Raw genomic sequence first — 19,650 nt, 5'->3', positions numbered from 1 at the left:
ACTTCACCGCCGCCGAAACCGAAATGCCGAACCGTTTCGCGGCCGACCGGCGGCTCTCGCCACCCAAAACCGCCGCTACAACACGTTCGCGAAGACCATCCGAAAGAGGTCGCGTCATCCGATGCTGGCCTCCACTCCAGCCAGCATCTTGAATCACAAAACCGACTGATCCGGAATCCCCTTCGATTCCGTCAAATCAGGAACCGCTCTAGTCTGCTGAGTCAGATGCGGTTGCGGAGGGATTTGGTCGCGGATTTGTTAGAGTGCTGCTTCGTGATCAGGGAAGCGCCCCGCCATGCCCGACTGGGCATCCGAGAGTGAAGCCGCATTCGACGCCTATGTCGCGCTTTGATCGGGGTGATCGGTCACGCCTACCGAGCTGAGCCCCTGAAGGGGTCGGAACACCAGGTGTGGCGGGAGACCGGCAGGAGCAGATGGTGCAAATCCATTGCAATGAACGAGTGGCGATTTGAGCCCGAGTCATGCGGGGTCGGTCGTGCGGAGACCGGTAACCTTCGCTGGGGTCAAACACGGGTTGTTAGGCTAGAGCAGTCCATCAGCATCGTCTTGAGACAAAGCGATGGCGGTGGAATCGACTTACGATCGAGGGCCGGAACGAATTTGGCGACACATGCCGGAAGGAGGTCCGCATAGACAAGAGCTGGGAGAGCCTGTTCCACGGCGACATCGGCTTGTCGATCGGCGATAGCAAGAAGATCATGGCAGCGCTGCAGAACGCGGTCGTGAATCATGAGGCGGAGACGTATGCCCTCCTTCGCCGGGTTTGCCCGGATTGCCGTACGTTCCGACCGGTCAAGGACTGCACGACACGCCGGATCCGAACCGTCTTCGGCACCGTTGAGGTTCGCAATCCACGATGGATGCTGGTGCCTTCGCGCCGCTGAAGGAAATTTGCGGTCTTATGTAGCACCAAGTAATTTTTGAGGCAGGTTGCATTCCATCATCGCCTCGCCCTAGTGTTGCGCCTCGCGCTTGGGGGAGCACACATGGACCGTCTGAGCCTGTACCTTGACTTGGCGCTTGGTGAACTCGCCGACCTGGAGGTTTCGCAAAAGCTAGCTTGGCATTTGCGGACGCGGTTCGGGAAGCTACGTCGTAGATCCTTCACTCTTGATAAAGCTGGAACTTGAGAGCGGGACAGAAGCAGCCTCAGCCTAAACTCAGTCATCCGTTTCATCGAAAAAGCAGATTCCTGATCCGGTCACACGAAAAATCATCGTCGTTTCCGTCGTTCTATGGTTCATGAAAGAAGTCGGCGCGGCCGTGTTAGGCGTCGGGTGTGTCCCTCATTCTGACGAATGACCCCGCCATCACTGATCAGGACGCTGAACGCATCGCGGAAAGGGTACAGCAGCTCCCAGAACGAGAAGGTTGCCAAGAAACCAGTCCGAGGCGAGCCATTGGAACGCGCTGGAGGCCGACTACGCTTGGACCGAATCAACCCCTCGGAAAGCTACAGCGACGGCCACGGCAAGCATACCAATATGGTGGAGAGCTATTTCAGCCGCCTTCGCCGCATGGTCGCTGGCCAGCACCACCCCGTTTCGCACCGCTATCTCTACCAGTACGCCAATCAGGCAGCATGGCTGGAAGATCACCCTCGCAATTCCAACGGTGATACGCATTTAGGCTGCTTGGCGGAGCGATGCAGCATGGAGTGTCGCGTACGTGGAAAGGCTATTGGCAGCGAAACGTGGACAAAAATTAATTCGCAAATTCCCGCATTTCGCCAAATTAGCAACCAAAATGCTACGTACGCATTTATGACGCACCAGATTGCACGTTGCATGTTTGCAGAAAATTGACAAATATGTGCGTTGCTTGTATGGCGCGCCCAACTAGCATTTACCCCGCTGGGCCAGGGAACGGGAGAACGACGCATGATGATGGAGAAAGGTGTAAAGCCGAAGATCGCTGAAAGATGCGCTCTTCCGCGTGACATTTCAAGATTCAAGAAACTGCACGAAAACGGTCGCGCAGTTATCAAGCCGAATCCTGACAAGACTCTCGGTTATGTGTCTACCGCTGAATTGGTGAATGAAACGGTGAAAACCGCTTCGTAACCCTGATTTCTATTTGCTTTTAGAGGGCGAAGGTTTACCAACCTTCGCCCTCTTGCTGTTTGGGGCGGCTGGGAGTTCGAATTGAAATGATTCCGTTTGATGAGACAAAATTGGATGAATGGCTCTCCGACTACGAGTCGTTCAACTACGCGTTCCGTCAATTTTGCTACGCGAATTTCAAGGTCCATGAGCTCGACGCGCAATTCATTCCCAACGTTATAAAGCAAATTCACGCCCAGTGGGTCAGCGACAACGAAAAGTGGCTGAATGAAGAGACGCCCGAACATACGACTAGGCTATCGCACGTAAAAATTCTCGCCTTGCTTCTCTATAATCTGAACGCGGAACCGTTTCTCGGCAATTTCTTCGATCACGAATATCAGGAAGACGTCCCTTACGCTTTCAAGGGAACCGACGAGGAAAAGGCCGCTGCGCGCCGCGATCTCATAGATGGCCGCGAAGCAATTTTGGCTTTGGACTTCTGCCTTCTGATCATCAACTGGTTTGAGAAGAACCGGATGGATCGCGCGATCCCGTACCGACAGCCGATGACGCCCGACATGCGCCACGATCTTCTCGGGTACCTTTTGAATGGGAGCGTTGACCGCAAGGCCCTCTACCTGATTTTGAAGGCCATGTATCTTCGGCCAAGCAAGGGCGGCTCCGCCAATTAGCAATCCTTCGCTCTTTTAACGCTCTCCGCTGCCTTGGCTTTCCGCTTCCGCGAAACCTTCGCGGAATTGACGCACTGTCTAATCGGCTCGACAGGAACGCGTCCGTCCCAGCCCTTCGCCTGAACGATCCGCCCTTTGTTTGACTTGCTGCCTTCCGCCGCGTGCTTCATGATAAGCCTGTAAGCTCTCCGCGGAAGCGGTTGGGTTTGCGCCGCAATGGCCTGATCTGACGGGTCGCCCGTGCTATATGATACGCGAACAGATCATTTTGACTTGCTCGCTGGAGATACCTTTGCGTATCATCGCGCATTCGAATAGATCGTATAGGTATCATACTGGACTCTGGATCGGAAATTCTGCGAGAATCGGTGGGCTTTTCAGGCAAGCGAGACTGGCCGCTGCCATGACGCAGGAGCAGGTCGCTGATTTGGCGGGTATATCCCGTCCCCGCTATCGCGACATCGAAAAGGGAGCCGCAGCGGCGCGTGCGACGACGCTCATGAATATCGCTCGCGCGCTCGGTCTGGAAATGATGCTGGTTCCGCAAGTTATGGTGCCGGCTGTCCAGGCTCTATTGCGTCCGCATGACGATGACGATCGACCCGCCTTTGTTTCTCAACCTGGCGATGACGATCATGGCTCCAGTCTTTCGCGCACCTAAGATGATCCCGTCGCTGGACGTGCTCTTGAACGCACTGAAGATCGGCACAATCGTTAGGACGCCGGGCGTTCAATGCATTCAACTTCGATGAGGCCTACCGCGCGACGGGCGGCTTTCCGGTATTCAGCCTGTCGTTCCGGGCAGCCAGGGGAGGATTGCGGAAAGATCCGAAGCCTCTGGCGGGCGCCTTGCCCGCTTTCTTCGCGAACCTCCTGCCGGAGGAGAAATTGCGCGAGGCGATGGAAAAGCACCACGAAGGCAATGTGCGGCCAGGCAATGATTTCGACCTTTTAGCGGCGCTGGGCGCCGATCTGCCGGGAGCCGTACGGGCGTTGCCCAGTGACGGCGCGATAGCGGTTTCGCAGGATGCTTCAAAGGCTAAGCCCAAGGCACGGTTCTCGCTTGCCGGCGTGCAGATGAAGCTCTCCGTCATGAAGAACACTGGAAAAGGCGGCGGCCTCACCTTGCCGATGGACGAGCAAGGCCGGTACATCGCCAAGTTCCCTGCGACGGCGTTTCCAGGCGTTTCCGAAAATGAATTCGCCAACCTCGCGCTGGCCGCAGCGATCGGCATGGAGGTGCCTGAACGCGAACTTGTCGAGAAGTCCGATTTCGAGGGTATTCCCGAGGAATTCAACACGCTGTCAGAGGGCAAGGGCCTTCTCGTCAAACGCTTCGATCGCGGCGCCGATGGCGAGAGGATTCACATCGAGGATTTCGCTCAGGTCTTCGGCGTCTATCCCTCGCGCAAATATGAGGGGGCCGCTTATCACGACATAGCCTTGGCCCTTGGCGTGGCCGTCTCGCCTACGGCGGCTCTCCAATTCATCCGCCGCCTGGCGCTGACGGTCATCACCGGCAATGGCGACATGCATCTGAAGAACTGGTCTTTGATTTATCCCGGTAACGGCGACAAGCCGGTGCTTGCACCAATCTACGACGTTCTGTCGACCGTGCCATATATTCCCGCCGACGCCATGGCGCTTTCGCTTGGAGGGGAGCGCTCGTTCAAGGCGCTAGCAGCACCGCGATGGAAAGCATTTGCGAACCGTGCAAGGCTTCCGGAGCCGGCAGTCCTGAAGGCAGTGGTCGAGACCGTCGAACTCGTCAACGAGCACTGGTGGCATCTGCCTGAGCGCGACGTTGTCGCGGCGCAAGTGCTCGAGCGGATCGACGAACATGTGAAGGCGATGACGCCGATACTGAACTCCTGCGCCGATAAGTGAGCCGAGTCCCCTTGGGTTGGTGATATGGCGGAATTATCCGCCCGTGGCCCCGGATGGATGGCCGTGGATCGATGGTATGCCAGCGTGGCGCGCAAGATTCCGCGCAGTTTCGATGAGGACACGCGAGAACCAAGTACGTCAGCTCGCCGGAACAGAAGAGTTCGCAGCATCCCGCAATTAACGCTAGAGGTCGAGATGCTGTTCGCCCACCTCGACACAACGATGCGGTTCACGAATGCGGTGACTGAGGATCGCGATCCGACGCTTTATGTCGCCATTGTCGGGTCCGCTACACGGCTTGTTCCGACGATCCTTTCTTTGGCCTCAAGCTAAATCCCTGAAAAGCAACCATGAAATTATTGTTCGGTTCGATCAGCCAATTGGCACGAGTCTTGAGATCCTTGGGTGCGAGGCGGCGACAGCTGCCCGACCCGCATTCATGTCGCGGTAGCCGCGATGAATGGAACGAAGGAAGGAAAGCTACATGTCAGGTTTGCGTCAGATCGCCTTTTACGGCAAGGGCGGCATCGGCAAGTCCACCACGTCCCAAAATACGCTCGCCGCCCTTGTCGACCTCGGGCAGAGAATCCTCATCGTCGGCTGCGACCCCAAAGCCGACTCCACCCGCCTGATCCTGAACGCGAAGGCGCAGGATACAGTCCTGCACCTCGCGGCAGAGGAAGGTTCGGTGGAAGACCTGGAACTCGCGGACGTGCTCAAGGTCGGCTACAAAGGCATCAAATGCGTGGAGTCGGGCGGCCCTGAGCCGGGTGTCGGCTGCGCCGGCCGCGGCGTGATCACCTCGATCAACTTCCTCGAGGAGAACGGTGCCTACGACGATGTCGACTATGTCTCCTACGACGTGCTCGGGGACGTGGTGTGCGGCGGTTTCGCGATGCCGATCCGCGAGAACAAGGCCCAGGAAATCTATATCGTCATGTCCGGCGAGATGATGGCGCTCTATGCCGCCAACAACATCGCCAAGGGCATCCTGAAATACGCCCATTCGGGCGGCGTGCGGCTCGGCGGCCTGATCTGCAACGAGCGCCAAACCGATCGCGAGCTCGACCTCGCCGAAGCGCTGGCTTCCAGGCTCAATTCCAAGCTCATCCACTTCGTGCCGCGCGATAACATCGTCCAGCACGCCGAACTCAGGAAGATGTCTGTCATTCAATATGCGCCGGACTCCAAGCAGGCCGGGGAATACCGGGCGCTGGCCAAGAAGATCCATGCCAATTCGGGCCAGGGCACCATCCCCACCCCTATCACCATGGAGGAGCTCGAGGACATGCTGCTCGACTTCGGCATCATGAAGACCGACGAGCAGATGCTTGCCGAGCTTCAGGTCAAGGAAACGGCCAAGTCGGCCGCACAGTAACCACCGCTGCCGACATGAGGCGCGGCCTTGATCTGGTGCGCCTTTCGAAGAACGGCGCCTCGTTGGTGAGGCGTCACCCTGAACCTTGAAAGGGGTCCCATGAGCCTGGAATACGAGAATGACGGCGCCCTCCATGCGAAGCTTATCGAGGAGGTGCTGTCGCAATATCCTGACAAGGCGGCGAAGCGCCGAAGAAAGCACCTCAGCGTCGCAAAGAGCGGCGAAGAGGCTGGCGAGGAAAGCGAGGTCCTTTCCGAATGCGAGGTCAAATCGAACATCAAGTCCATCCCGGGAGTGATGACGATTCGCGGCTGCGCCTATGCCGGCTCGAAAGGCGTGGTGTGGGGCCCAGTCAAAGATATGGTCCATATCTCGCACGGCCCGGTCGGCTGCGGGCAATATTCCTGGTCTCAACGCCGCAACTACTATGTCGGCACGACGGGCATCGACACGTTCGTCACGATGCAGTTCACCTCCGATTTCCAGGAGAAGGACATTGTTTTCGGCGGCGACAAGAAGCTGGAACGGATCATCGACGAGATCGAAGAACTGTTTCCGCTGAACAAGGGCATGACCGTGCAATCCGAATGTCCGATCGGCCTGATTGGCGACGACACCGAAGCGGTGTCCCGCAACAAGGCCAAGGAGCACGAAAAGACGATCGTGCCGGTGCGCTGCGAGGGCTTCCGCGGCGTCTCGCAATCACTCGGCCACCACATCGCCAACGACGCGATCCGCGACTGGGTGTTCGACAAGAAGGACGTCGAGTTCGAGGCCAGCCCGTACGATGTCAATGTGATCGGCGACTACAATATCGGCGGCGACGCCTGGGCTTCGCGCATCCTGCTCGAGGAGATGGGCCTGCGCGTGGTCGGCAACTGGTCGGGCGACGCTACGCTGGCCGAAATAGAGCGAGCGCCGAAGGCCAAGCTCAATCTCATCCATTGCTACAGATCGATGAACTACATCTGCCGGCACATGGAGGAAAAGTATGGCATCGACTGGATGGAGTATAATTTCTTTGGCCCCTCCCAGACCGAAGCCTCTCTGCGCAAGATAGCCAAGCATTTCGGACCGGAAATCGAGGCCAAGGCCGAGGCGGTGATCGCCAAATACCGGCCCCTGGTCGATGCGGTCATAGCCAAGTACCGGCCGCGCCTCGAAGGGAGGACGGTGATGCTCTATGTCGGCGGGCTGCGCCCCCGTCACGTCGTCACGGCTTATGAGGACCTGGGCATGGTTATTGTCGGCACTGGCTACGAATTTGGCCATAACGACGATTATCAGCGCACCGGCCACTACGTGAAGAAGGGCACGCTGATCTATGACGACGTGACTGGTTACGAGCTGGAGAAGTTCATCGAGGGGATCCGTCCTGATCTCGTGGGCTCCGGCATCAAAGAAAAGTACCCGGTCCAGAAGATGGGCATACCGTTCCGTCAAATGCATTCCTGGGATTATTCCGGCCCGTATCACGGCTACGACGGCTTCGCCATCTTCGCCCGCGACATGGATCTGGCGATCAACAACCCGGTCTGGGGCCTCTACGACGCTCCCTGGAAGAAAAAAGCCGAGCCGTCGGCGGCGATCGCTGCGGAATGAAACCTGGCCTCCCGGAAGCCGGGAAGGCCGATGAACGCTTGCGGCCCTTTGTCCGCGGGAGACCTGAAACGTTTCGACGTCCCTGTGCCGCCGTATGGCGCGGCCAGATGGAGAAGAGGTAACCATCCATGCCGCAGTCGGCTGAAAAAGTTCTCGACCACGCGCCCCTGTTCCGCGAGCCGGAATACAGGCAGATGCTCGCCGAGAAGAGGCTAAATTTCGAATGTCCTCACCCGGACCAGGTCGTTACCGACCAACGCGAATTCACCAAGACGTGGGACTACCGCGAAAAGAACCTTGCTCGCGAAGCGCTTGTCGTGAACCCCGCCAAGGCCTGCCAGCCGCTCGGCGCGGTGTTCGCGGCCGCGGGCTTCGAGCGAACCATGTCCTTCGTCCACGGCAGCCAGGGCTGCGTGGCCTATTACCGCTCGCACCTGTCGCGCCATTTCAAGGAGCCTGCTTCGGCAGTTTCCTCTTCGATGACCGAGGACGCGGCAGTGTTCGGTGGCCTGAAGAACATGGTTGACGGGCTCGCCAACACGTACCAACTCTACGACCCGAAGATGATCGCCGTCTCGACCACTTGTATGGCCGAGGTCATTGGCGACGACCTGCACAGCTTCATCGAGAACGCCAAGGACGAAGGCTCGGTCCCGCGCGACTTCGACGTGCCCTTCGCCCACACGCCGGCCTTCGTCGGTAGTCATGTCGACGGCTATGACGTAACGGTCAAGGGCATTTTGGAGCACTTCTGGAAAGGCGAGGAGCGAACGGAAGCCGAGGGAACCATCAACATCATTCCGGGTTTCGACGGCTTCTGTGTTGGCAACAACCGGGAACTCAAGCGCCTGCTCGATCTGATAGGCGTTTCCTATACCTTTATCCAAGACGCCTCTGACCAGTTCGACACGCCGTCCGACGGCGAATACCGGATGTACGACGGCGGCACGAAGATCGAAGACGTGAGGAAGGCGCTCAACGCCGAGGCGACATTTTCGCTACAGCATTACAACACCCGAAAAACACTCGAGTATTGCGAGGGGGTGGGGCAGGCGACTGCCTCGTTCCATTACCCGCTCGGAGTCCAGGCGACCGACGACTTCCTGATGGAGGTCTCCGCGATTTCCGGCAAGCAAATCCCCGAGGCAATCCGCCTGGAGCGCGGCCGACTTGTTGACGCCATGGCGGACAGCCAATCCTGGCTGCACGGTAAGAAATACGCCATCTACGGCGATCCGGACTTTGTCTACGCCATGGCTCGCTTCATCATGGAGACGGGCGGCGAGCCGACCCATTGCCTCGCCACCAACGGCACCTCGGCATGGGAAGCGGAGTTGAAGGAACTGCTTGCATCATCGCCCTTCGGCAAGGGTGCTCAAGTCTGGGCGGGCAAGGACCTCTGGGCGATGCGCTCGCTGCTCTTCACCGAGCCGGTGGACCTGCTGATCGGCAACTCCTATGGCAAGTATCTGGAGCGCGACACCGGCACGCCGCTGATCCGGCTGACGTTTCCGATCTTCGACCGCCACCATCACCATCGGTTTGCGCTTATGGGCTACCAAGGCGGGTTGCGCGTCCTGACGACGATCCTCGACAAGATCTTCGACAAGCTCGATCGCGAGACAAGCGAGACGGGCGTGACGGACTATTCGTATGACCTCACCCGCTAAGCGTGACGGTCGGCTTTGGCCGGTCGTCTTCCCGAGGGACTTTGGAGACCGACGCAATGTCCTTGCTCAGAGCCAAAATCCAGGATGCCTTCAACGAGCCTGCCTGCGAGGAGAACCGCGGCAAGGATGCCAAGGCGCGCAAAAAGGGCTGTTCGAAGCCACTGACCCCCGGGGCGGCGGCCGGCGGCTGTGCCTTTGATGGCGCCAAGATCGTGCTGCAGCCGATCACCGACGTCGCGCACCTGATCCATGCGCCGCTCGCCTGCGAGGGCAATTCCTGGGACAACCGCGGTGCGGCTTCGTCCGGGCCAACGCTGTGGCGCACGAGCTTCACGACCGACCTCACCGAACTCGACGTGGTGATGGGGCAGGGCGAGCGGAAGCTCTTCAAAGCGATCCGCGAGATCAAGGAAGCGTATGGGCCGCCGGCTATCTTCGTCTATCCGACCTGTGTTACCGCGCTGATCGGGGACGACATCGAGGCCGTCTGCAAGCGGGCGGCGGAAAAGTTCGGCCTGCCGGTGGTGCCGGTCAATGCGCCGGGCTTCGTCGGCTCCAAGAATCTCGGCAACAAGCTTGCCGGCGAGGCGTTGCTCGAGCATGTCATCGGCACGGTAGAACCGGACGACGCGGGGCCCTATGACGTCAACATTCTTGGCGAATTCAACCTCTCGGGCGAATTCTGGCTGGTGAAGCCGCTCCTTGATCGGCTGGGCATCCGGGTGCGCGCCTGCATTCCGGGCGACGCGCGCTACCTCGACATTGCCTGCGCGCACCGCGCCCGGGCGGCTATGATGGTGTGCTCGACCGCGCTCATCAATCTCGCCCGCAAGATGGAGCAGCGCTGGGACATCCCGTTTTTCGAGGGCTCCTTTTACGGCATCACGGACACCTCGGAAGCGCTCCGACAGATATCTCAGCTGCTCGTGAAGAAGGGTGCCGATCCGGAGATCCTCGGCCGCACCGAGGCATTGATTGAAGAGGAGGAGGCGATTGCGTGGAAGAAGCTCGCGGCCTACCGGCCGAGGCTCGAAGGCAAGCGCGTGCTGCTCAACACCGGCGGTGTGAAGTCCTGGTCGGTCGTCCATGCCCTGATGGAGATCGGCATCGAGATCGTCGGCACCTCTGTCAAGAAGTCGACAGTCGAAGACAAGGAGCGCATCAAGCACATCCTCAAGGACGACAACCACATGTTTGAGCAGATGGCAGCGCGCGAGCTTTACGCCATGCTCTCAGAACACAAGGCCGATATCATGCTGTCGGGCGGGCGCACGCAGTTCATCGCGCTGAAGGCCAAGACACCCTGGCTCGATATCAACCAGGAGCGCCAACACCCTTACGCCGGCTATGACGGCATGGTGGAACTCGTACGCCAGGTTGACCTCGCCATTCATAACCCAATCTGGTGCCAGGTGCGGGAGCCGGCACCATGGGATTGCCAGCCTGCGGTGAGGGAGGAACTGCCGAGCACCAAAAGCGAGACCGCGACCTTGCATGCTGTCCAGGAATTCGCCGGCACGACGGCCGACGATCTCGGCCAGTGTTGAGGAAAGCCGATGGTCCGCATCCTTCCCCAGACCAAAGCGGCGGCGGTCAATCCGCTGAAGTCATCGCAGCCGCTGGGTGCCGCCTTGGCTTTTCTTGGCGTCGACGGCGCGATGCCGTTGTTCCACGGCAGCCAGGGGTGCACCAGCTTCGCGCTCGTGCTCTTCGTGCGGCATTTCAAGGAAGCCGTCCCCTTGCAGACGACGGCGATGGACGAGGTGGCGACGATCCTCGGCGGGGCAGACCATCTGGAAGACGCGATCCTCAATCTCAAGGCCCGCACAAAGCCAACGCTGATCGGGGTCTGCACGACGGCGCTGGTGGAAACCCGGGGCGAAGACTGCGCAGGCGATATCGCCAATATCAGGCTGAAGCGCAGGGAAGAACTCGCGGGTACGGAGGTGGTGCTAGCCAACACACCGGATTTCGACGGCGCGATCGAAGAGGGCTGGGCCAAGGCTGTCACCGCGATGATCGAAAGGATTACGCGGCCCGGCGATCAGGCGCGGCAATCGAAGAAGATCGTGATCCTGCCTGGCTGGAACCTCACTGTGGCTGATATCGAGCATTTGCGTGAGATGATTGAAAGCTTTGGACTTAAGCCGGTGATTCTGCCGGACGTCTCCGGCTCGCTCGACGGTACGGTGCCCGACCGCTGGATCACGACCACCTACGGCGGCACCAGTGTCGACGATATCCGCGAGCTTGGCACGGCCGAGCAATGCGTCGTCATCGGAGAGCATATGCGCCGCCCGGCCGAGCTGCTGCAGAGGTTGACCGGCGTGCCTTACGTGCTGTTCCGGTCGCTGACTGGATTGAAGGACGCAGACCGGTTCGTCTCGCTGCTGTGCGCGGTTTCGGGCGCGGCGGCGCCGGCTGGGGTGCGCCGTCGCCGGGCGCAGTTGCAGGACGCGTTGCTCGACGGACATTTCCACTTTGGAGGCAAGAAAATTGCGATCGCTGCTGAACCAGACCAACTCTACCAACTCGCGAGCTTCTTCATCGGAATGGGCTCCGAAATCGCGGCGGCGGTCACCACGACCGACATGTCGAAAATTTTGGAGGAAGTACCGGCGCAGTCGGTTCAAATCGGCGATCTCGGCGATTTGGAAGCTCTTGGCGCCGGCGCTGATCTTCTCGTCACCCCTTCCCACGGCCGCCAGGCGGCGCAGCGCCTCGGCATTCCGCTCATGCGGGTCGGCTTCCCGATCTTCGACCGGCTCGGCAGCCAGCACAAGCTCACAATCCTCTACCAGGGGACCCGCGACCTGATCTTCGAGGTCGCCAACATTTTTGAAGCCAACCGGCACGCGCCGACGCCCGAGGCGCTTGATCCACTCCGTAAGCGAGAAATGCCAGATGAGCTCCGTTCGTCGCCTCTCGCTCGTCACTGACGAGGTTCACGCACCGACGCCGGAACGCCAAGCCGGCGCATTGCGCGTGGCGATCGCCACGCAGGACATGAAGAACCTCAACGCCCATTTCGGGTCGGCCAGGCGCTTTGCTGTCTACGACGTGATGCGCGAGGAGTGGAATCTCGTGGAAGCCGTGGCCTTCGATGACGTTTCCGACGAGAGCGGGAAGCATCGGACTGAGGGCGACGACCGCATCACCCCCAAGGTGGAGGCGCTGAAGGGCTGTCATCTCCTGTTTTGTCTGGCTATCGGGGGGCCTTCGGCAGCCAAGGTTGTTTCGGCAAAAATTCATCCGATCAAAGTGCCGCACCCCCAAACCATCCAAGAGGTGCTGTTGCGCACGCAGATGATGCTCAGGACGTGTCCTCCCCCTTGGCTGCGCAAGGTGCTGGCGCAGGCAGGTGTCGCCGAACACAAACCGTCCTTCGAGGACGGGGACTGAAATGAGGAGTAGGCGAAATGTCTGACGCCGTCGTTAGCCCTGCTGTCGCCGAAGACGAGGCGGCCCTTGCCACCCCGTTCGTGAAATGCCTCGTGCGGCTGGTCCGGGCTCATGATTCCCACGGGTCTTGGGAAGGCAAATCGGACGCCGAGCTGCTGGCCGACTTCATCATCACCAAGGAACAGCGCCGCGCGATCCCGATCATCGGCGATCCCGATCCGGATGTACTGTGGAGGCTCGAGATTTTTTACGCCGCCGTCGGGCTTGCGATCGAGGAGCGCTCCGGCCTGATGGCATCGCCGATGATGGAGATGAGCCATGAGGGCTTTGGGCGCGTGCTTCTCACGGCCGGGCGGTTGGTCGTTCTGTGGAAGACCCTGCGCGACGTCCACCGGTTCGGCTTCGAGACGTTCTGGAAACTCGCCGCGGCCGGTACCAAACTAGCCGGCGATGCGACCGCAGCCATTGAGGCTCATCCCGAGGTGGCGCGGGCGTGATGGAACCGATTTTCGATCAAGGGCATCATGTCAGGCCTTGAGGACATGCGATGGCCAGCCCTCTCAATGGAGGCGGTCGAGGCCGATGTGGTTCTTGGGGTAGCGCTGATGAAGCCACTGGTCCTGATCTGTTCGCAAGATGCTGAGTTGTATCTGTTCCTCAGCCACATTCTGGAGGTGGACGGCTTCACGATTCAACTGGCCGGCGGCGTGGAGGAGGCGCTTGCATTGGCCAGTGAACGGGAGCCGAAGGCCGTGGTGCTGGACTGCCAGCCAACAAGCGCGACAGGCTCCACAATCTGCGCCCGGTTCAAGGGGGAGCCCCGGACCGGCGGCCTGCCCGTAATTGCGCTGATCGCGCCCGGCGCCGAGAACCAGCACCTGGATCTCTTGAAGGCTGGTATTGACGAGAGCTTTGTGCGGCCCTTCGCGCCGGCCAAGCTGCTCGACTGTCTACGGACGAAGCTGGCGCTGCCGAAGCCGGGTTCAAACGGGATTGAAAACGGCGGCTGGATCTCCTGTGGCGATCTTGAGATAAGGCTCGATGCCCACCGGGTTCGGGGTAATGGCCACGAAGTCCACCTTGGGCCGATCGAGTTCAACCTGCTGCGGCTTTTGCTTGAGAGTCCCGGCAAGGTCTTCACCAGAGACGAGCTGATCAGCGCGGCCTGGCCGGCCAATATCCATGTCGGTGTACGCACCGTTGATGTCCATATCAGCCGGCTCAGAAGGGCGCTGAAGGCGGCCTCCCCCTCCAGCGTCATTCGTACCGTCAGGTCGGCCGGCTACTCGCTCGAGTGGCCGGACGGCTGAATAGATAACCGATGTGGTGCCACTCCGCATTTCCGCCGTGCTGAGGGCAAGTCTTGCGGCTTCGAAACGCGCCGGCAGGTACGACATATTCAGAAAGAAGCAGTCAAATGGCTTTCAGAAGCGTACTCAGTGTGACGGGAGCTGACCACTCCGATCAGGATGTCAGAACAGCTGCCAGCTTGTGTGCCGAAGTCGGCGCGTATCTTTCCGTACTGGTGATGTCGCCTCCGCCGCTCATTATGCCTTCTCCGCTGCTCGGCGATGGCATCCCCGAGTGGCCTGGACAACGCGCACAGGCCATCGCCAGACTGGACAAACGGTTTAGGCAGATCGAAAAATTTTCACACGACATAGCCAGCTTGGAAAAAACATCCAGGGAAATGCACAAACTGCTGAGAGCCACGTGGCGGTGCTATGATGTCGATATTGCCAACTGCGATCAGGCCAGCGTCGGTGAGGCGGTGCGACAGCGGGCGCTCTGCAACGACCTGACAATCGTCGGCCCCGCACTTCTCAACGACATTAACCTCGGACCCCTTGTTATCAACGGCAGCCTGTTCGATACCGGAAAGCCGGTGCTTGTCGTGCCGGAGGGCGCTGAGGCGACTCTGTCGCCACAGCGCGTGCTGGTCGGCTGGGATTCGCGAGCCGAGGCGTCCCGCGCGGTCCGGGAAGCGCTGGATCTGCTATCCGCCGCCGAGGAAGTTCGTGTCGCCCTCGTCGATCCTGTGGCGACCTGGACCGGAAGCGGCGCCGAGCCGGGAGTCGACATCGCTGCCTATCTCACTCGGCACGGTGCTCGGGTGTCGGTTGACCTGCTGCCGAGTGCCGGCAAACCGGTGGCCACGGTGCTCGCGCAGCACGCAATCGACACGTCTGCCGACATGATAGTCATGGGCGCTTACGGCAGCCGCCGGCTGCGCGAGCGGCTCTTCGGTGGCGTGACGAGATGGATAGTTAGGAAGCCGCCATTGCCGCTGTTTTTGGCTCGCTGACGGGTTCCGAAGCAGCACCGACGCTGTTCGAAGCTCTACTCTGGGTCACTTTCCTGATGCCAAGTCGGAGAAAGATCGCGGCAAACGTGCAAGCTTCGCGAAGCTTCTCGGAGCCAATCTGCACCGCGCCGCCCGAGAACATCCGCGCACGCCTCTAGTGGTTCTGCTCGCCCGAGATTGGTCCGTGATGCTGAGACCAGCGGCCGGGCTGAGGTATGGGCAGTCCTCACTGCAGCCACGATCACGGCGCAGGTCGGCGTCAGGTCAAAGAGGGTCGTTCAGCGCGACCGAGTTCGGACCCATAGCGGCATCGTATGCGCGCCATCACGATCTCCTCATTACTGGCCGGGAGGCTTAACAACGCAACGACCGTGCCGTGGCCGACGCCCTCAACTTCGAGTGGGAACGGTCGGGCTCCTGCCGCGGTCGGCGGGAACCGATCGCATAAATCACGTTGGCATGGTCTAGAACGGCAGGCGGTTAGGGGTGCGGACGGCCGAATCTTCAGCGTTTTAAGTCGGTCCGTCCCGACCCGCGTGGCGACCGAGCGGTCTTCGGGGCTGGTCAACTTCCGACAACGCTCACATTCGTACCGGGCGGTCCCTGCAGCGCCTGAGCACAGGGAACACAGAAAATATAGGCACAAAGCAGGAACCCCGGAGAGCTCACCGGCCGCACATGCCGGCACTTATCCTGGCCTTTTCCGCCATGATCATCATCGTCGATCTGAGGAGCGGTATTGGCGAGCTACAGCTGGACCGGCTTCGGTCGTGAAGAACTCCCATGACGCCAGCCCAGGAATTCAATCGCAAGGCGGGCGAGGGGGCACAGGCTGCGCTCGGATGGAGCGGCCCCTTGCAATCGCAAATGGCGAGATCGCTACCGCCTCCGGACCGGAACGGCAAGACGCTCAAGCCGGTGGCGTGAAGCGGACGATGATGACGAGCCTGGCGGCAGCCAACGCAGTCATAATGTCCATCTGCTATCGTTCCTCAGCCCGAATATGTGTCGAGTCGTCCGTGGCCACGCTTCTCTGGCGACGCGCGTGATGCGTGTCCAAGACCTGACAGTGGCAGAAAACACGTCGCGTTCAATACAACCGGCTATCTTGGGCACTCCAAAAGTTTTTAAGTATAATCAAGCATTTACTGAGCGCTGAGCGCGTTGGCACGGCCTTTGCGAATTGAGATTCAGCAACACTGAGTAAAGGCTGACTGCACGCGATGCGCAAGACGAGCGATGCTCTCCATTCCTTGAACCCTCGTGCCCCGTCTCAAAGGGGGAACAAGCTTGCGCATAAGGTCAGGCAACTTTTGGCAACAGCTTTGGAGACAACATGGTATTGCAGATGGGGTCACCGGCTCCTTCGATCAAAATGGAGGACTGGCTGCGTGGCGAGCCCCTTGCGAACTTCCGGCCCGGCAAAGTCTATATCGTCGAATTTTGGGCAACTTGGTGCGAACTATGCATGGCGGAGATGCTCGATCTGATGCGGCTCCAGGAAAAATACAGGGACAGCGGACTTGAGGTCGTCGGCGTCGCGGCTAATGAAGACGCTCCAACGGCCGTTGAGGCTCGCACCAGGTTGGACGCGTGGTTGACCGAAAAGTGCTCGCATCTGAGTTATCGGATCGCGTTCGACCACACAGGTGAAATGAATAAGTTTTGGATGAAACCCAGCTTTTCCGCCCGGATTCCGACTTCGTACGTGGTCGACCGAGACGGCCAGATCGCCTTTATCGGTCATCCAAGCCAACTCGATGAGGTTTTGCCGGAAGTGCTCAACGGCAGCTGGCGCACCAGCGACAAAGCGAAAGCCGCCGATACGGAGCGGATCGCCACAAGCGAACCCATTGCGCGCCAACAAGCGTTGAAGAAGCCGATCGATGACAGATTCTGGGCGGCGGTGAAGTTAGAAGATTGGAAGACGGCGCTCTGGGCGATCGAAGAAGGCATCGCCTTGATGCCGGACGACATCAATTTCCGTCTGGCTCGTTCGCATCTGTTGCTTCACAAAATTCAAGACATGTGGACCGGCTTGCCCGTGATGAGCCAATTGGTTCGCGACGCGATCGACAAAAACTCTGAGGACTGGATGGTTTCGGCGCTAGACCAACTTTTCCATCCGGCGAATGACCATTCGCGCCTTCCCCCTGCTGAGCGCTTCGCGATGGGCAAGGAGCTGTCCGAACACATCCTGGCGCTGAATCCCCCGCAAGGCGACAGCCCTAAGTTCCGGTCCTATCCCGGGGTCGCCCGGTACTATCACGAGAACGGCAACAATGATCGCGCGATCGAGTTGGTCGAACTGGCACTGACGTCGCTGGACGGTCCGGAGCCTATCCCGGCCGAATTGAAAGAGCAGCATCTGCCGGATTTGCTGCAGGCCCTCGCCAAGTACAGGGGGGGAAGGTTTGTTGCGGCGCACTCTGTGCGGCTCCGCAAAACCATTTCCCGAAGGTGCCAAAGCGCGGTCGGCCGAGGAGGAAAGATAAAAAAGGGTAATTGGTCGAAATGGCTTACTGGGCAATTCGTCCATTTCCTTGGCGTGACCGCAGCAGGAGGTCCATGCAGCACTTGGTCGATCGTCTGCAGCAGGATCGGGGCTCGAAACTTCATGGCCTCCGGCCGCATTGCGGCGGAAGTGATGTTCGACGCGAATTCACGTTGAAGACTTCGCAGTCAAGGACGTGTTCAAGGTCGGCCAGAGGGATATCAATTGCGTGGCATCAGCCGCGCCGAGCCGGGCGTCGGCTGCGCAAGTGTGCCCGAAGTAGGCATCCCAGAAAACAGACATCGTGCTTCGACGAAGAGGACTGAAATGAGGAGAAGGCGAAATGTCTAGTGCTGCGGCTGCGGTCAGCCCGGCTGTCAACGAGGACGAGGCGGCCCTTGCCATGCCTTTGTCAGATGCCTCGTGCGGCTGATCCGCGCTCAGGATGCCTCCGGGTCACTGGGAGGCAAATCGGACGCCGAACTGCTGGGCGACTTCACCATCACCAGAAAACAGCTCCGTGCGATCCCCATCATCGGCGATCCCGATCCGGACGTGCTGTGGAAGCTCAATATTTCTACACGGCCGTCGGGCTTTGGATCGAGGAACGCTCCGGCCTGATGACATCGCCAACGATGGAGATGGAACCCATGGGGCTTCGGACGCCTGGTGTTCACGGCCGGGCGGTTGGTCGCTCTGTCGAGACATCCACCGGTTCGGCTTCGAGAGGTTCAGGAAGCTCGCGGCGGCCGCTACGAAACTGGTCGACAATGCGACTGCAGCCATTGAAGCCTTGCCCGACGTGGGGCGGGCGTGAAGAAACCGATTTCGAGGAAGGATTTATGTCAAACGTAGATGAGATGGGGAAGAAAGTCCGAAAGCTTCAGCTGCGCGCGGCAGTTGCCAAGATGAAATTGCGCGACCTTGCAGAGAATCTCCCGGGAAAATGGACGGAGATAGAGGAAGTGGCCGAGGAAACGTCGGCCGTTTTTGCCGAGTTGGATCGTGCCAGGAGAGAGCTCGCTGCAATGAAGAAGTTACGATGAGGAGCACATTCACCACCCGCGACGGCTCCGGATGGGTGCCGGAATATCTCACCGCTATAGACGGCACGACCTGCATCGGCTGCGGCCGCTGTTTCAAAGTCTGCTCGCGCGAGGTCATGCATCTTTACGGCGTCGATGACGCCGGTGAAGTCCTCGGCGCCTGCGACGGCGAAGACGACGATTTCGATGGCGAGCTCAATCGCATGATCATGGTCGTCGATCATGACGGCCGCTGCATTGGCTGCGGAGCCTGCGCCCGCGTCTGCCCGAAGAACTGCCAGACCCATGTTGCGGCCGACCAGGTCGCAGCATGATCTGAGGAGACAAAACCAGGAGAACGCGTTGCCCTTTAGAATCTTTTGTCGCGTCCTGGGGCTGGTGCTGTGCAGCACCGCACTGACCGTCTACTTCGCTTCTCATTCCATCGGCACAGTAGTCGTCACGACGCTGGCTTGTTCGCTGCTCCTTCAGCTGGCGTATTTCGCAAGCGTGCTCTTTCTGATCTGGCGATCTGGCTGCGTTAGCCGAGCTGGCCAAAGCGCTGAGCATTTCGGCAGTTGGAAGGAAGTTGGATCCGAGCCGCCAGACCTTGATGAGGTGACGAATGAATCCGCAGATTTGCTCCAGCGCGATCAAATGCTGGCCATATCGCTGCTGCTGCCTTGATGCGCCATGACCAAGGTCAGTGCTCAAGTTAGCGCCACTTTGGACCAACCATGAACATTTTGAGCGGACATTAAGGAATACTATGGTTGGTATGGTCAGAGGCGACCGCATTCTAGTCTTTCCAATCCCGGGAGATGCAGTTTCGGTCGATAGGAACTGGTAGCCTATCGCAGCACGCGGGCATGCGCGTAGCTTGGTCCCGATGACGAACGAAAGGAAATAATGATGGAACCTTTTCTGGCACGTCGGAGAACGCAGCTAGCCTCAAATCAAATTCGTGCACAGCTATTTCAGCTCAATTAAGTGTTGCCGGAGAGAACATGCTGGAAAAGTTCGAACGCTATCCGCTGCGCCAGACCTATGTGCGGGTCGGCAAGCTGGCGCTGATCAAGCACCAGCGCTATGCCCACGCCAAGCAATTCAAGCGGGCCAATAAGGCCCT

14 protein-coding genes and 6 pseudogenes are annotated in these 19,650 nt (G+C 59.5%); 19 read left to right on the top strand and 1 reads right to left on the bottom strand.

Annotated elements, in window-relative coordinates:
* Nucleotides 1–118, bottom strand: a pseudogene (locus tag NKH98_RS31830) (IS630 family transposase); the annotation flags it as partial.
* 1,292 nt (nucleotides 119–1,410) lie between these two features.
* Here NKH98_RS31830 and NKH98_RS31825 point away from each other — a divergent pair.
* The 19 genes and pseudogenes from NKH98_RS31825 to NKH98_RS31735 form a co-directional block, all read left to right on the top strand.
* Nucleotides 1,411–1,729 (top strand): annotated as a pseudogene (locus tag NKH98_RS31825) (transposase); the annotation flags it as partial.
* Between the two features lie 172 nt (nucleotides 1,730–1,901).
* Nucleotides 1,902–2,084: a hypothetical protein gene (locus NKH98_RS31820; protein ID WP_352575244.1), complete on the top strand. Its 183-nt coding sequence runs from the start codon at nucleotides 1,902–1,904 to the stop codon at nucleotides 2,082–2,084.
* 110 nt (nucleotides 2,085–2,194) lie between these two features.
* Nucleotides 2,195–2,758 (top strand): hypothetical protein, encoded by a 564-nt coding sequence (locus NKH98_RS31815; protein ID WP_352904182.1) that lies wholly within the window; start codon nucleotides 2,195–2,197, stop codon nucleotides 2,756–2,758.
* A gap of 314 nt (nucleotides 2,759–3,072) precedes the next feature.
* Nucleotides 3,073–3,419, top strand: a pseudogene (locus NKH98_RS31810) (helix-turn-helix domain-containing protein).
* A pseudogene (locus tag NKH98_RS31805) lies at nucleotides 3,394–4,645 on the top strand (type II toxin-antitoxin system HipA family toxin). Before NKH98_RS31810 ends, NKH98_RS31805 begins: the two co-directional pseudogenes overlap by 26 nt.
* A 484-nt stretch (nucleotides 4,646–5,129) precedes the next feature.
* Entirely contained in the window at nucleotides 5,130–6,023 is an 894-nt protein-coding gene (gene nifH, locus NKH98_RS31800; protein WP_352904180.1) for a nitrogenase iron protein, read from the top strand.
* A gap of 99 nt (nucleotides 6,024–6,122) precedes the next feature.
* Nucleotides 6,123–7,625, top strand: a complete 1,503-nt coding sequence (gene nifD, locus NKH98_RS31795; RefSeq protein WP_352904179.1) for a nitrogenase molybdenum-iron protein alpha chain — start codon at nucleotides 6,123–6,125, stop codon at nucleotides 7,623–7,625.
* A gap of 128 nt (nucleotides 7,626–7,753) precedes the next feature.
* The gene (nifK, locus tag NKH98_RS31790; protein ID WP_352904178.1) at nucleotides 7,754–9,295 is read left to right on the top strand and encodes a nitrogenase molybdenum-iron protein subunit beta; all 1,542 of its coding nucleotides are present in this window, start codon (nucleotides 7,754–7,756) and stop codon (nucleotides 9,293–9,295) included.
* Between the two features lie 56 nt (nucleotides 9,296–9,351).
* On the top strand, nucleotides 9,352–10,842 hold the full coding sequence (gene nifE / locus NKH98_RS31785; RefSeq protein ID WP_352904177.1) for a nitrogenase iron-molybdenum cofactor biosynthesis protein NifE: 1,491 nt from the start codon (nucleotides 9,352–9,354) through the stop codon (nucleotides 10,840–10,842).
* A 9-nt stretch (nucleotides 10,843–10,851) separates the two neighbouring features.
* A complete protein-coding gene (gene nifN / locus NKH98_RS31780; protein ID WP_352904176.1) occupies nucleotides 10,852–12,234 on the top strand; it encodes a nitrogenase iron-molybdenum cofactor biosynthesis protein NifN in 1,383 nt (460 codons plus the stop codon).
* Entirely contained in the window at nucleotides 12,200–12,697 is a 498-nt protein-coding gene (nifX, locus tag NKH98_RS31775) for a nitrogen fixation protein NifX (RefSeq protein ID WP_352904175.1), read from the top strand. Before nifN ends, nifX begins: the two co-directional genes overlap by 35 nt.
* 17 nt (nucleotides 12,698–12,714) lie before the next feature.
* Nucleotides 12,715–13,194 (top strand): NifX-associated nitrogen fixation protein, encoded by a 480-nt coding sequence (locus NKH98_RS31770; protein WP_352904174.1) that lies wholly within the window; start codon nucleotides 12,715–12,717, stop codon nucleotides 13,192–13,194.
* A gap of 27 nt (nucleotides 13,195–13,221) precedes the next feature.
* Nucleotides 13,222–14,007 (top strand): response regulator transcription factor, encoded by a 786-nt coding sequence (locus NKH98_RS31765; protein WP_352904173.1) that lies wholly within the window; start codon nucleotides 13,222–13,224, stop codon nucleotides 14,005–14,007.
* 107 nt (nucleotides 14,008–14,114) lie between these two features.
* On the top strand, nucleotides 14,115–15,002 hold the full coding sequence (locus NKH98_RS31760; RefSeq protein ID WP_352904172.1) for a universal stress protein: 888 nt from the start codon (nucleotides 14,115–14,117) through the stop codon (nucleotides 15,000–15,002).
* Nucleotides 15,003–16,338: 1,336 nt separating this feature from the next.
* A pseudogene (locus NKH98_RS31755) lies at nucleotides 16,339–17,507 on the top strand (TlpA disulfide reductase family protein).
* Between the two features lie 332 nt (nucleotides 17,508–17,839).
* Nucleotides 17,840–18,313 (top strand): annotated as a pseudogene (locus NKH98_RS31750) (NifX-associated nitrogen fixation protein).
* A gap of 25 nt (nucleotides 18,314–18,338) precedes the next feature.
* Nucleotides 18,339–18,542, top strand: a complete 204-nt coding sequence (locus NKH98_RS31745) for a CCE_0567 family metalloprotein (RefSeq protein ID WP_352904170.1) — start codon at nucleotides 18,339–18,341, stop codon at nucleotides 18,540–18,542.
* Entirely contained in the window at nucleotides 18,539–18,856 is a 318-nt protein-coding gene (gene fdxB, locus NKH98_RS31740) for a ferredoxin III, nif-specific (RefSeq protein ID WP_352904169.1), read from the top strand. Before NKH98_RS31745 ends, fdxB begins: the two co-directional genes overlap by 4 nt.
* Before the next feature lie 28 nt (nucleotides 18,857–18,884).
* Nucleotides 18,885–19,208, top strand: coding sequence for an exopolysaccharide production repressor protein (locus NKH98_RS31735; RefSeq protein WP_352904168.1), 324 nt, complete (start codon nucleotides 18,885–18,887; stop codon nucleotides 19,206–19,208).
* Nucleotides 19,209–19,650: the final 442 nt, after the last annotated feature.

This window comes from Mesorhizobium sp. M0833, from assembly GCF_040319905.1.
Classification (GTDB): domain Bacteria; phylum Pseudomonadota; class Alphaproteobacteria; order Rhizobiales; family Rhizobiaceae; genus Mesorhizobium.
The sequence above is the reverse complement of the archived record's forward strand: the minus strand, read 5'-3'. Positions and strand labels throughout refer to the sequence as shown.

Coding starts and splice junctions, on each gene's coding strand:
- NKH98_RS31820 (WP_352575244.1), top strand. CDS start 1,902: ATGATGATGGAGAAAGGTGTAAAGCCGAAGATCGCTGAAAGATGCGCT.
- nifH (WP_352904180.1), top strand. CDS start 5,130: ATGTCAGGTTTGCGTCAGATCGCCTTTTACGGCAAGGGCGGCATCGGC.
- nifD (WP_352904179.1), top strand. CDS start 6,123: ATGAGCCTGGAATACGAGAATGACGGCGCCCTCCATGCGAAGCTTATC.
- nifK (WP_352904178.1), top strand. CDS start 7,754: ATGCCGCAGTCGGCTGAAAAAGTTCTCGACCACGCGCCCCTGTTCCGC.
- nifE (WP_352904177.1), top strand. CDS start 9,352: ATGTCCTTGCTCAGAGCCAAAATCCAGGATGCCTTCAACGAGCCTGCC.
- nifN (WP_352904176.1), top strand. CDS start 10,852: ATGGTCCGCATCCTTCCCCAGACCAAAGCGGCGGCGGTCAATCCGCTG.
- nifX (WP_352904175.1), top strand. CDS start 12,200: ATGAGCTCCGTTCGTCGCCTCTCGCTCGTCACTGACGAGGTTCACGCA.
- NKH98_RS31770 (WP_352904174.1), top strand. CDS start 12,715: ATGTCTGACGCCGTCGTTAGCCCTGCTGTCGCCGAAGACGAGGCGGCC.
- NKH98_RS31765 (WP_352904173.1), top strand. CDS start 13,222: ATGTCAGGCCTTGAGGACATGCGATGGCCAGCCCTCTCAATGGAGGCG.
- NKH98_RS31760 (WP_352904172.1), top strand. CDS start 14,115: ATGGCTTTCAGAAGCGTACTCAGTGTGACGGGAGCTGACCACTCCGAT.
- NKH98_RS31745 (WP_352904170.1), top strand. CDS start 18,339: ATGTCAAACGTAGATGAGATGGGGAAGAAAGTCCGAAAGCTTCAGCTG.
- fdxB (WP_352904169.1), top strand. CDS start 18,539: ATGAGGAGCACATTCACCACCCGCGACGGCTCCGGATGGGTGCCGGAA.